Below are 13432 nucleotides of genomic sequence, written 5' to 3'. Positions count from 1 at the left end.
TTCATTAAATGTCAGGTTATTACATATCGGTTAATTTCATGTGTATGAGTGTTGGTGGTTATTGTATTTATTATGTTGTGTCATGTTGCTATTTTTGCAAAATATGTCTCCAATTATGAAAAAACAACCAGGATCTTATGCTTTTCAAGTTGTGTTTATTTAGAATAAAAAATATCAACGACCGTGATTATTACAATATTAGGTCGAATATACACAACCGCATAAATGGAGTTACGATGAGTAACCAAGCCGCACAATCTTCAGCACCACCGCCTTCAACACCACAGAAAGCAAGTGGTATGGATCGTTTTCTCAATACAATTGAAAGGGTCGGGAATAAGATCCCAGATCCAGCACTACTTTTCTTCTGGGGCCTACTTATTGTTTGGGGGCTTTCAGCACTATTATCACAAGTACAATTTGATTTGATTCATCCAGTAACGAAGGATGCGGTTCAAGTTAAAAATCTACTAACGGGTGATTCTCTCGCAAACTTTTTAGCAACCATGGTGAAAAACTTCACTGGCTTTGCACCACTTGGTATCGTATTAGTTGCGATGCTCGGTGTTGGTGTCGCAGACTCTTCAGGCTTTATTCAAACTGGCCTTAAAAAGATGCTGAATTTCACACCTGCGAAATTACTGACTCCAATGCTGATTCTTGTTGCGATAGTTTCGCACACGGCGGCAGATGCGGGTTATGTTCTGGTTATCCCTTTAGGTGGTATTATTTTCCACGCTGCGGGTCGTCATCCACTCGCGGGTATTGCTGCTGCTTTTGCTGGTGTATCTGGCGGATTTTCTGCGAACTTTATTCCATCGGGTATCGATCCTCTGTTGGCTGGTTTTACTCAAACCGCTGCACAAGTTCTGGACACGTCATATATTGTTAACCCATTGGCAAACATTTACTTTACAGGTCTTTCATCAATTTTAATCGTGCTTATCGGTTGGTATGTGACAGAAAAAATCATTGAACCACGTTTAGCGAATACTCCAGTTGATGATGATGCAGAAGAAGCACCAGATCTAGGCTCATTTACTGCGATTGAATCGAAAGCATTTAAATTTGCAGGTTGGGCAATGGTTGCTGGTATTGCGTTACTCATTGCACTTATCTACCCAGAAGATTCAGCTCTGCGCTCTCCTGATGGTGAAATTACCTCGTTCTCTGCACCAATCATGAAATCGATTGTGCCACTGATTTTCATTCTGTTTATTATTCCAGGGATCGTTTACGGACGTGTTTCGGGCACTTTTAAGAACAGTAATGATGTGATTAAAGCGATGTCTGAAACGATGGGGACAATGGGGGCGTACATGGTTATGTCGTTCTTCTGTGCTCAATTCTTGGTTGCATTCAGTCAATCGAACATTGGTACTATCCTGGCGATGTACGGTGCTGACTTCCTTAAAGCATTAGATCTTCCGGGCCAAATGACGGTCATCGGTATGATTTTGCTGACTGCTTTTGTTAACTTGCTGATTGGTTCGGCATCCGCTAAGTGGGCTCTTATTGGTCCTGTCTTGGTGCCAATGCTGATGGGCGTAGGTATTTCTCCTGAGTTATCACAAGCGGCATATCGTGTAGGTGATTCAGTATCGAACATTATCTCACCTCTAATGGTATTCTTCCCGCTCGTGGTGGTTTACTGCCAACGCTATGTGAAGACAACGGGTATCGGTACATTAGCGTCATTGATGATGCCATTCTCTATTGCAATGCTGATTGGCTGGACTATTTTCCTACTGGCTTACTGGGCGTTAGGTATTCCTCTAGGCATCCAAGCGCCATACACTTATACAATGTAAGTGAAGCTAATCAGTCAATTGATCTGAAAATAAAAAGCCCGCTGTCATAAAATAGCGGGCTTTTTTAATTCTTACTTGTCGAAAAGTTTTAAGCGTTTAAGTGAACGGCATGGAATCGCAGGTGATCATCAATGAAGCTAGAAATAAAGTAATAGCTGTGATCGTACCCTGGCTGCATTCTTAGTTCTAACTCAGAGCCATGCTTTTGCGCTGCTGCTGATAAACGCTCAGGCATTAGTTGCTCGATAAGAAATCCATCCGCTTCCCCTTGATCGACCAAGATAGGAACAGGAGAGCGCTGGCTTTTAAGTAGCTCAACGGCATCATACTTTTTCCAAGTTGTCGCATCTGAGCCTAAATAGTGACTGAAGGCTTTTTGTCCCCAAGGCGCTTTTGTTGGGTTAGATATCGGGCTAAAAGCTGAAATAGAACGGTATGATTCTGGATTATTAAGCGCAATCGTCAGAGCGCCATGTCCACCCATACTATGGCCAGAGATGGATTTTACCGATGATACCGGGAAGTTCGCTTCAATTAACGCTGGCAACTCACTGTTTACATAATCATACATGTGATAATGCTCATCCCATGGTGCTTGAGTCGCATTAAGGTAAAAGCCTGCCCCTAAACCAAAATCGTAAGCGCCTTCAGGATCATCAGGAACGCCTTCTCCTCGTGGGCTTGTATCGGGTGCTACAATCGCAATACCAAGCTCTGCCGCTGCTTTAAATGCTCCTGCTTTTTGCATGAAATTCTCATCGGTACAAGTTAATCCAGATAGCCAATATAAAACGGGGACGGGGTTTTCTTTGCTTGCATTTGGTGGAAGAAAAATAGCAAAGCGCATTGTGCAGCTTAGAGCTTCAGATGTATGGGTATATTGTTTATGCCAACCACCAGCAACCTTGGCTTGGCTAATGTTTTCGATTGTCATCTATTGTGCTCCGTTAGGTTGATGGTTTTGGAGAATAACATGTCTATATCATCTAAAGTTGCACCACCCACCGGGCAGGAGGTGGTGAAGACAGTTTGTTGCTTTTCATTCATAGCTTTGGCCCCGGCACCTAAGTATCGAGGCCAAGGTGGATTACTTATCCATATGCAGAACAGTACGGATAGATTCACCTTTATGCATTAGGTCGAACGCTTCGTTTACGTCTTGCAGACCCATAGTGTGAGTGATGAACTCTTGAAGACCAAATTCACCCGCCATGTAACGGTTAACGATTTCTGGAAGTTCTGAGCGGCCTTTAACACCACCAAAAGCAGAACCACGCCATACACGACCAGTCACTAGTTGGAATGGACGAGTTGCGATCTCTTGACCAGCACCAGCAACACCGATGATTACAGATTCGCCCCAACCTTTGTGGCAGCACTCAAGAGCTTGACGCATCACGTTTACGTTACCGATACATTCGAAAGAGTACTCAACACCACCATCTGTCATCTCAACGATAACGTCTTGGATTGGTTTGTCGAATTTAGTTGGGTTGATGCAGTCAGTCGCGCCAAGCTGTTTTGCTAGCTCGAATTTGCTCTCGTTGATATCAACACCAATGATGCGGTTAGCACCAGCCATGCGAGCACCAATGATTGCAGAAAGACCGATACCGCCTAGGCCGAATACGGCAACGTTGTCGCCTTTTTCAACTTTAGCTGTGTTCAGTACCGCGCCCATACCCGTTGTTACACCACAACCTAGAAGACAAACTTCTTCAAGTGGTGCTTCTTTGCTTACTTTCGCTAGAGATATTTCTGGAAGTACTGTGTACTCAGAGAAAGTAGAGCAACCCATGTAATGGAAAATTGTTTCGCCATTGATAGAGAAGCGGCTTGTACCGTCTGGCATTAGGCCTTTACCTTGCGTTTCACGAACGGATTGGCATAGGTTAGTTTTACCTGATTTACAGAACTTACATTCGCCACATTCAGCGGTGTAAAGTGGGATAACGTGGTCGCCAATCTCAACACTTGTCACGCCTTCGCCGATCATCTCAACGATACCGCCACCTTCGTGACCAAGAATTGAAGGGAAGATACCTTCGGGATCGTCACCTGATAGTGTGAATGCATCAGTGTGACAAACACCAGTAGCAACGATACGAACTAAAACTTCACCAGCTTTAGGAAGTTGTACATCGACTTCTTCCATTTTTAGTGGTTCGCCAGCAGCCCAAGCGACCATAGCTTTAGATTTAATTGATGTTTGACCTGGTTTGATTTCAAGCGCCATTGGATGTTCCTTTTATCTAGTTATGTTGCGGTCGACTAAAGCGTAGTAAAGCTTTGAATGTTCCGCTTCTCGTTTTGTTGTGGCCAGTATATATATTTCTCATATGATGATAATCCAGTTAGAATGAAAATGATTTTTACGTATTTGTAATAATGTTTGTGGAGGGGGAGCATGGCGAATTGGGAAGGGGTGAGTGAATTTGTCGCCGTTGCGGAAGTTGAAAGCTTTACTGGCGCAGCAAAAAAATTGTCTACATCGGTTGCCCAGATCAGCCGAAGAGTTTCAGCTTTAGAAGAGAGGATAGCGGTAAAGTTACTTAATCGAACCACTCGACGTGTCTCCTTAACCGAAGCGGGGCAGCTTTATTATCAGCAATGTAAACAACTTGTCGAAGGGTTGGAGCTTGCTGAACTAGCGGTAACCCAGATGCAATCAACACCGAAAGGCTTGATTAAGGTGACTGCCCCTGTGACTTATGGCGAGAGGCAATTAGCTCCGTTGCTCCATCAGTTTTTAGCTCAACACCCTCAGCTAGAGTTAGATCTCATCTTAACGAACCAGAAACTCGATTTGATCGAGCAAGGGGTTGATGTAGCGATTCGTTTAGGACGTTTGGAAGATTCGAGCTTGATAGCAAAACGCTTATCTGATCGTCAGCTTTATGTGTGCGCTACGCCAAGTTATCTTGCTCAATTTGGAGAACCTCATACTCTTTCAGAATTGTCTCGGCATCAATGTTTAGTGGGTTCATTTCCGCATTGGCGCTTTAAAGAGAAAAACCAGTCGAGAGCCATTCGAGTGCATAGCCGACTAAAATGTAATAGTGGGATTGCGCTGCTTGATGCGGCACTACAGCATTTAGGTATGATTCAACTGCCCGATTATTATGTACAAGAATATATGGATAGCGGTGAGCTTGTAGAGGTACTCTCCGACTATCGAGATGATAGAGAAGGGATTTGGGCTCTTTATCCGCAAAATAAAAACCTATCATCGAAAGTGCGATTACTCGTCGATTTTTTAGCAGATGCTTTATAATAACCAAAAATATGAATTGAGACTCTATAGTGGCGACTTTGAACCAAGACCATCCCTCCCAACCTGAATCACCGAATCATTTTACTGATCAAGATGAGAAGTTTATGCGTCGGGCCATTGAGCTCGCCTCAGTAGCCGAGGGGGAAGGGGAAGTACCTGTTGGGGCTGTGTTAGTGAAAGATGGCGTTATTATATCTGAAGGATGGAATCGTTCGATTGGTTGCCATGATGCGACCGCGCATGCTGAAGTTCAGACATTACGCCAAGCGGGAAAGAAGTTAGAAAACTATCGTCTACTCGATACGACGTTGTACGTCACATTAGAACCTTGTCCAATGTGTGCTGGAGCGTTATTGCATAGCCGAGTTAAGCGGGTTGTATTTGGTGCGCCCGATCTTAAATCAGGTGCGGCAGGAACCGTATTAAATTTATTCGAAAGTCAGGCGTCGTATCATTACGCGGAAATAGAGTCGGGGCTATTAGAAGATCAGTGCCGTGAGCAATTACAAGCTTTCTTTAAAAGACGCAGAAAAGAGATTAAAGCGCAAAGGAAGGCAAAAAAAGCATTAGATGGTCAATGATGACTTGATGGATATTTGCAAACATCTCCCTGAGTCGATGTTTGCGATAGATATGATTCTTTGTTGATAGTTGTTTGAGGATGAATAGTTGATTGAATTTTTTATTAATTAAATATTATTCTACGAGCAGTTGTACAAATGCTCGGTTTCGCCAGATGATTTTCTTTTTATTATTCGACATCATGCGTTTACGGCGATTCGCTGATACGGTTTTATTAAGGCGCTGAGATAGCTTTCTTTTTGCTAGCATTGACGGCCTCCTACCTAATGATGGGCTTAAAAATTTAAGCCTGACGTTAATATATCCCTAATGTTTTGGTTTAGGGGACTTTGATATCTCAATATATCGTTTTGCCACTATGTTATAGAAGCAAATTGTTACCGTTATATGAAGCTTGCCTAGTGATATGACTCACATTTCTATGTATGAGTTGCAAAAGGGGAGTTTCAGCGTGCAATAAACATCCAGTTTTTGCACGCTGAAGTGATGTTGCTTAGCTTGCCTATTTCTCTGTGGTAGCGGTTTCTGGTGACTCTTCATCTGCTGAGTCGAGCGTCGAAATAGCCGCTGAACTCTCCGCGTCAAGCTTATCTGTTTCCTGTACTACAGGGCCGGGAATGACGACAAGATCATCGATGTTATTTTCTTGATCGATGATCTGTTGTTTGTCGATGTGACCAATAATACTTTGGTAATATCGGCGAATATTTTCGACATAGTTTCTCGCTTCATCACCACGCGCATATCCGTATCGAGTTGTGCTGAAGTATTTTTGCTGCCTTAATAGCGGCAAACTATCTTTTACATCCGCCCAAGCATTAGGGTCACCACCTTGTCTTTTCGTTAGCCTTCGAGCGTCCATCATATGCCCATAACCGACATTATAGGAAGCAAGAGCGAACCAAATTTTCTCATGATCGGCGATAGAGTCGGGCACTCGGTCTACAATTCTACGGAGGTATTCAACGCCGCCACGTACCGATTCTTCAGGATCAAGTCGATTTGTCACACCGACACTTTTCGCTGTTGGCAGGGTGAGCATCATCATGCCGCGTACGCCTGTTGGAGATTTCGCTTTTGGGTTCCAGTGAGATTCTTGATACGAGAGTGCCGCAATTAATCGCCAATCAAATTCAAGTGAATATTGCTGAAACAGAGGCGACCATTTTGGAAGTTTGGCATCTAAGGCACGAATAAAGGCGCGAGTGTCTACGTAGTCAAATGAACCTATATGGCCAAGGTATTTCTCTTCCAAACTCGCCAGTTCACCAGACTGTTTTAAATTGCCGAAAAACTCGATTAAAAGAGCATAAAGGCTTTCATCATCTGAGCGGCGCATATACCAAGAGATCGGTTGGTCTTCAGTTAACTCAAAGGCAAGTGCAAGATCGGGATACAATCGTTGCGATAATGAAAGCTCAACTGAATCAGCCATAGTGAATGGAATGCTACCTTCAGACACTTGTTTAAGTAGATCATTTACATCGGCATTGGTGTCAACGGTATACTCAAGATCTGGTTGTTTAGCTTTAATGTCAGCTAAGGTTTGTACAAAGTGTGAATCTTTAACAATCACTAATGAAGGCGTTGATTCAGAAGACGTAGTGTCGCCATCTTCTAGTATTTGTTGTTTAAGTTTTACCTGTTTATTGACTAACTGTTTGAGATTTCTTGGTCGCCATTGACCTTTTTTGTATACCATCTGTTGGCTAACATAATAGTATGCAGGGCCCGCTCTAAATTGACTTAAACGCTCAGGTGATTGACTTAAACCTGCGGCAATCATATCTATCTCACCACTTTTTAATGCAGGGAATAGGTTTGAAATTCGGTAAGCCGGCTTCATCTCTAGCTGTACACCTAATTGATCGGCAAATACGCGAGCAAGTTCGTAATCAAGTCCGGTAGGGCCATCGGGGCCAATGTAGTAAGACAATTGATTGTTGAGAGTTCCAACGCGTAAAACCCCACGCTCGCGAATCTTTTCTAATTCACTTTTAGGGTCTGAGTCTATTTGGCAGCCTGCAATTCCGACAGTGATCAGTATTAGAGAGAGCAAGCGCATTGGTAAGCTAATCATTAACTTTGGCATTAAATTTTCGTTCTCGTACTTTAACTTATGCCTTTATATCAAAGGGGCGCGATTAGGGATAGTTTGATTCATGCCGGATTAAGTAATAAGTGTCAAACTGAGGAATAAAGCATCAATACGAGATAAAAAAGGCGATGACGTAAAAAATAACGCAAACGGTTGCTTTTTGTGTTACTTCACAAAAAGAAATGCTTTATAATGCGCTCGCATTGAAGAGGTGGAATCGGCATAGGTTTGGCAACCTTCGGGAATAGCTTCGAAGAAAACAGTTAGGTTGTTCCTATAACCCACTGAATTTATTCCAATACTACCTTAATCAACTGCATAAGAGACCTAAGCACATGAGAATTTTGCGTGGCTCCCCAGCTCTATCTGAGTTTCGTGTTAACAAGCTTTTAGAGCTTTGTCGTGAATTAAGCTTACCTGTAACAGGTATTTACGCTGAGTTTGCCCACTTTGCTGATCTAACGGCAGACCTAGATGAGTCTGAAGTTGAGAAGCTAGAAAAGCTACTGACTTACGGCCCTGCGCTTTCTTGTAAAGGCAATGGCGAAGAGCATCAACCTGAAGGTTTACTGCTGCTTGCCACGCCCCGCCCGGGCACTATCTCACCTTGGTCTTCAAAATCTACTGACATTGCTCACAACTGTGGTCTTGATAAAGTTTCTCGCCTAGAGCGCGGTACGGCCTTCTACATTGAGACATCAACAGAACTTTCTGAGCTTCAACTTGTTGAGCTGAAAGCAATCCTGCACGATCGCATGATGGAAGTTGTTTTCACTGACTTCGAATCGGCAGCGGCACTGTTCAAAGTTGCTGAGCCTGCTCCTTATGCGGAAGTTGACCTATTAACTGGCGGACGTAAAGCGCTTGAAGAAGCAAACGTTACCCTAGGTCTTGCACTTGCAGAAGATGAGATTGATTACCTTCTTGAAAGCTTCACTGAAAAGCTAGGTCGTAACCCGACTGACATCGAGCTAATGATGTTTGCACAAGCGAACTCAGAGCACTGTCGTCACAAGATCTTTAACGCTGATTGGACTATCGATGGCGTTAAGCAAGAAAAATCATTGTTCAAGATGATTAAGAACACCTTTGAAACGACACCAGAACACGTTCTGTCTGCTTATAAAGATAACGCAGCGGTAATGACAGGTTCTGAAGTCGGTCGTTTTTTCCCAGATCCAGAAACTCGTCAGTACAACTATCACCAAGAGAAAACACACATCTTGATGAAAGTTGAAACGCACAACCACCCAACGGCAATCTCTCCATGGCCGGGTGCATCAACAGGTTCAGGCGGTGAAATACGCGATGAAGGCGCGACAGGTATTGGTGGTAAGCCAAAAGCAGGTCTGGTTGCTTTCTCTGTATCTAACCTTAAGATCCCGAACTTTGTTCAACCATGGGAAACTGACTTTGGTAAGCCGAGCCGTATCGTTACTGCTCTGGATATCATGCTTGAAGGCCCTCTTGGTGGCGCAGCATTCAATAACGAATTTGGTCGTCCAAACCTACTAGGTTACTTCCGTACTTACGAAGAGAAAGTAAACTCTCACGCAGGTGAAGAAGTACGTGGTTACCACAAGCCAATCATGCTTGCTGGTGGTCTAGGTAACATTCGTGATGATCATGTTCAGAAGAAAGAGATTCCAGTAGGTGCAAGCCTAATCGTTCTTGGCGGTCCAGCAATGAACATCGGCCTTGGTGGCGGTGCCGCATCTTCAATGGATTCTGGTTCTTCTTCTGAAGACTTAGATTTTGCTTCTGTACAACGTGAAAACCCAGAGATGGAACGTCGTTGTCAGGAAGTTATCGACCGTTGTTGGCAGCTTGGTGATGCGAACCCAATCGCATTCATCCATGATGTGGGCGCGGGCGGCATCTCGAATGCACTTCCTGAGCTAGTAGACGATGGCGAGCGTGGCGGTATCTTTAACCTACGTGATGTGCCAAACGATGAGCCGGGCATGAGCCCACTTGAGATCTGGTGTAACGAATCTCAAGAGCGTTACGTTATGGCGGTTGCTGATAAAGACATGGCAACATTCGACGCGATTTGTAAACGTGAACGCGCACCTTACGCGGTGGTTGGTAAAGCAACAGAAGAACGTGATCTTAAATTAGAAGATTCTCACTTCGACAATACGCCAATCGACATGCCAATGGACATCCTATTAGGTAAAACACCTAAGATGCACCGTGACGCGAAAACGTTGAAAGCAAATAACCCTGCAATCGACCGCTCTGGTATCGAAATGAATGAAGCGGTTGACCGTGTGCTTCGTTTGCCTACAGTTGCTGAGAAAACATTCCTTATCACTATCGGTGACCGCTCAGTAACGGGTCTTGTGGCTCGTGACCAAATGGTTGGCCCATGGCAGGTTCCTGTCGCTAACTGTGCAGTAACGGCAGCAAGCTACGACTCTTACCACGGTGAGGCAATGTCTCTTGGTGAGCGTACGCCAGTGGCACTACTAGACTTCGGTGCATCGGCTCGTCTAGCGGTTGGTGAAGCAATCACTAACATCGCAGCGACCAACATCGGCGATATCAAGCACATTAAACTGTCTGCGAACTGGATGTCTCCAGCAGGTCACCCAGGTGAAGATGCAGGCCTTTACGAAGCGGTGAAAGCAGTTGGTGAAGAACTATGTCCGGCACTGGGTCTTACTATCCCAGTAGGTAAAGACTCAATGTCGATGAAGACTAAGTGGGAAGAGAACGGCGAGCAGAAAGAAGTGACTTCTCCGCTATCTCTTGTTATCACTGCGTTTGCACGTGTTGAAGACGTTCGTAAGACGATTACGCCTCAACTTCGCACCCCTGATAACCTTGAAGGACTAGGCAATACTTCACTAGTTCTTATCGACCTAGGTAACGGCAAAAACCGTCTGGGTGCTACAGCACTAGCGCAAGTTTACAAGCAGCTTGGTGATAAGCCAGCAGACGTAGACAACGCAGCTCAACTAAAAGGTTTCTACGAAGGCGTTCAAGCACTTGTAGCAAATGACCAAGTTGTGGCTTACCACGATAAAGGCGATGGCGGTCTATTCGTAACGCTAGCTGAAATGGCGTTCGCAGGTCACTGTGGTGTTCAAGCTAATATCGAGGCGCTAGGCGAAGATACACTGGCAGCACTATTCAACGAAGAGCTAGGTGCGGTAATCCAAGTTCGTAACGATGACCTAGACGCGGTTCTTTCTACGCTTGCAGCCAACGGTCTAGAAGCGTGCTCACATGTTATTGGTTCAGTTGAAGCTTCTGACGAGCTAGTGATTAAGTCTGGCGAGTCTGTAGTAATCGAACGTAACCGTACTGAACTACGTACTATCTGGGCTGAGACGACGCATAAGATGCAAGGTCTACGTGATAACCCAGCATGTGCTGACCAAGAACATGAAGCGAAGAAAGACAACTCAGACCCAGGTCTGAACGTGAAACTAAGCTTCGATGTTAACGAAGACATCGCTGCACCGTTCATCAACACTGGCGCTAAGCCTAAGATGGCGATTCTACGTGAACAGGGTGTTAACTCTCACGTTGAAATGGCAGCAGCATTCGACCGTGCAGGCTTCGAAGCAACTGATATTCACATGAGCGATATCCTAACAGGTCAAGCGGTGCTAGAAGAGTACAACGGCCTTGTGGCTTGTGGTGGCTTCTCTTACGGTGACGTACTAGGCGCTGGTGAAGGTTGGGCTAAATCAGTTCTGTTTAACGATTCTACTCGTGACCAATTTGAAAACTTCTTCAAGCGTGAAGATACTTTCTCTCTAGGTGTGTGTAACGGTTGTCAGATGTTGTCTAACCTGCGTGAACTTATCCCAGGAGCTGAGTTCTGGCCTCGTTTCGTTCGTAACGAATCTGAGCGTTTTGAAGCTCGTTTCAGCCTAGTTGAAGTTCAGAAGTCTGATTCTGTATTCTTCAACGGCATGGAAGGTTCTCGTATGCCAATCGCTGTTTCTCACGGTGAAGGCCGCGTAGAAGTGCGTGATAACGACCACCTAAACGCGATTGAAAACTCAGGTACGGTTGCACTACGTTACGTTGATAACAACGGTAACCCAACGCAGCAATATCCGAACAACCCGAATGGTTCGCCAAACGCTATCACAGGTCTAACAACGACGGATGGCCGCGTGACTATCATGATGCCGCACCCAGAGCGAGTCTTCCGTACGGTTGCAAACTCTTGGTTTCCAGAAGGTTGGGGCGAGAACGGCGCGTGGATGCGTATGTTCCAAAACGCACGTAAGAACGTGGGTTAATAAAAGAACAGGTGAATAAATAAAAGCCGCTGAACATTGTCGTCAGCGGCTTTTATATTTATTCGATATAATGCTTTGGTTTCGATTCTAGAGCAGATCTACGGCTTTTTTGATAGCAGAGATCAACCGTTCGACATCATCAAGTGTGTTGTAAATAGCAAATGATATTCTGACGGTTCCTTTAACTCCAAGTGCATCCATTAAAGGGTGAGCGCAATGATGTCCTGCTCTAACGGCAATGGCTTGCTGATCAAGCAGTGTTGCGATGTCTTGATGATGGACACCGTCCATGACAAAAGTGATCACACTAGCATGCTCTTGAAAACCGATAACCGTGATGTCCTCAATTTTCGAAAGCGCTTGGTAGGTTAATTGTTGGAGCTGAGTGATGTGTTCTTCAATGTCAGAGATTTTAAATTGTCGAAACCAATCAATTGCTACTGACAGTGCAATCGCCCCTGCAACGTTTGGAGTACCCGCTTCAAATTTCCCCGGCAATTCAGAGTATGTGGTTCCTGAAAAAGAGACCTTTTCTACCATTTTCCCGCCACCGTGCCAGGGTGGCATACTTTCGAGTAAGCTCTGTTTTCCATAGAGCACACCAATACCTGCTGGCGCATACAATTTATGACCAGAGAAGACGTAGAAATCCGCATCGAGATCAGTCACATTTACTGATTCATGAACGATACCTTGTGCGCCATCAACCACAACGACGGCATTAAATTGATGCGCTTTTTTAATCACGGACTCTATTGGTTGACGAGTTCCGGTGACATTAGTGGTTTGTGCAAGCGCCACTATTTTCGTTTTTGGTGTGATTAACGTTTCAAAAGCGGAGTAATCGAATTGGCATTGGCTGGTCATTGGAACTTTTACGATTTTAGCACCCGTTTGCTGTGCGACGATCTGCCACGGAACTATGTTTGCGTGGTGCTCCATTTCGCTGATCAATATTTCATCGCCAGACTTTAAAGTATTCCGAGCGTAAGTTTGAGCGATCAAATTCAGTGCTTCAGTCGCACCGCGAGTCCAAATGATCTCTTTAGCTGAAGAGGCGCCAATAAAGTCGCAAACCGTTTGGCGAGCGGCTTCAAATTGGCTCGTTGCTTCGGCGGTTAAGCTATGGCTCCCACGATGAACATTGGCATTTTGACTACTGTAGTATCGGCTAATCGCATCAATGACAACTTGAGGTTTTTGAGCGGTGGCAGCACTGTCTAAGTAGACGAGTGATTGGTCATTGATCGTTTGTGCTAGTGCCGGAAATTGATTGCGAATACTTTGTATATCAAACATGAGATAACTTAATGTTGTGGTCGTGAGTGCTGAAAGAGCGATCATAGGCGTAGTCACTCGCTATCACAACTCTTTCTAACTCTTTCTTATTAGCGAGTCGTTA

At 44.6% G+C, this 13432-nt stretch carries 9 protein-coding genes; 4 read left to right on the top strand and 5 right to left on the bottom strand.

Going from position 1 to position 13432, the window contains the following annotated elements; translation table 11 throughout:
- The first annotated feature begins 236 nt into the window (after positions 1 to 236).
- Entirely contained in the window at positions 237 to 1811 is a 1575-nt protein-coding gene (locus tag FCV43_RS13705; RefSeq protein WP_017054031.1) for an AbgT family transporter, read from the top strand.
- Between the two features lie 88 nt (positions 1812 to 1899).
- Here the strand turns inward: FCV43_RS13705 and fghA are convergent, their stop codons facing one another.
- The gene (gene fghA / locus FCV43_RS13700) at positions 1900 to 2745 is read right to left on the bottom strand and encodes an S-formylglutathione hydrolase (protein ID WP_136995505.1); all 846 of its coding nucleotides are present in this window, start codon (positions 2743 to 2745) and stop codon (positions 1900 to 1902) included.
- Positions 2746 to 2898: 153 nt separating this feature from the next.
- Positions 2899 to 4047 carry an S-(hydroxymethyl)glutathione dehydrogenase/class III alcohol dehydrogenase gene (locus FCV43_RS13695; protein WP_136995504.1) on the bottom strand — a complete coding sequence of 383 codons (1149 nt, stop codon included), beginning with the start codon at positions 4045 to 4047 and terminating at the stop codon, positions 2899 to 2901.
- A 171-nt stretch (positions 4048 to 4218) separates the two neighbouring features.
- Here FCV43_RS13695 and FCV43_RS13690 point away from each other — a divergent pair, with 171 nt between their 5' ends.
- The gene (locus FCV43_RS13690; RefSeq protein ID WP_017054028.1) at positions 4219 to 5085 is read left to right on the top strand and encodes a LysR family transcriptional regulator; all 867 of its coding nucleotides are present in this window, start codon (positions 4219 to 4221) and stop codon (positions 5083 to 5085) included.
- Between the two features lie 29 nt (positions 5086 to 5114).
- On the top strand, positions 5115 to 5666 hold the full coding sequence (gene tadA / locus FCV43_RS13685; protein WP_136995503.1) for a tRNA adenosine(34) deaminase TadA: 552 nt from the start codon (positions 5115 to 5117) through the stop codon (positions 5664 to 5666).
- A gap of 115 nt (positions 5667 to 5781) precedes the next feature.
- On the opposite strand, the gene FCV43_RS20775 is transcribed toward tadA, so the two are convergent.
- A complete protein-coding gene (locus FCV43_RS20775) occupies positions 5782 to 5916 on the bottom strand; it encodes a hypothetical protein (protein ID WP_017054026.1) in 135 nt (44 codons plus the stop codon).
- 253 nt (positions 5917 to 6169) lie between these two features.
- A complete protein-coding gene (gene mltF / locus FCV43_RS13680; RefSeq protein ID WP_136995502.1) occupies positions 6170 to 7759 on the bottom strand; it encodes a membrane-bound lytic murein transglycosylase MltF in 1590 nt (529 codons plus the stop codon).
- Positions 7760 to 8100: 341 nt separating this feature from the next.
- Between mltF and purL the strand changes: the two genes are divergently transcribed.
- Positions 8101 to 12030, top strand: coding sequence for a phosphoribosylformylglycinamidine synthase (gene purL / locus FCV43_RS13675; RefSeq protein ID WP_136995501.1), 3930 nt, complete (start codon positions 8101 to 8103; stop codon positions 12028 to 12030).
- A gap of 87 nt (positions 12031 to 12117) precedes the next feature.
- Here the strand turns inward: purL and csdA are convergent, their stop codons facing one another.
- Positions 12118 to 13329: a cysteine desulfurase CsdA gene (gene csdA / locus FCV43_RS13670; RefSeq protein ID WP_136995593.1), complete on the bottom strand. Its 1212-nt coding sequence runs from the start codon at positions 13327 to 13329 to the stop codon at positions 12118 to 12120.
- Positions 13330 to 13432: the final 103 nt, after the last annotated feature.

Origin of the sequence: Vibrio genomosp. F6, from assembly GCF_005146325.1 — a bacterium.
In the GTDB taxonomy this organism is placed as follows: Bacteria; Pseudomonadota; Gammaproteobacteria; order Enterobacterales; family Vibrionaceae; genus Vibrio; species Vibrio cortegadensis.
Note: the sequence above shows the minus strand (reverse complement) of the source record. Positions and strands in the feature narration are given on the sequence as shown.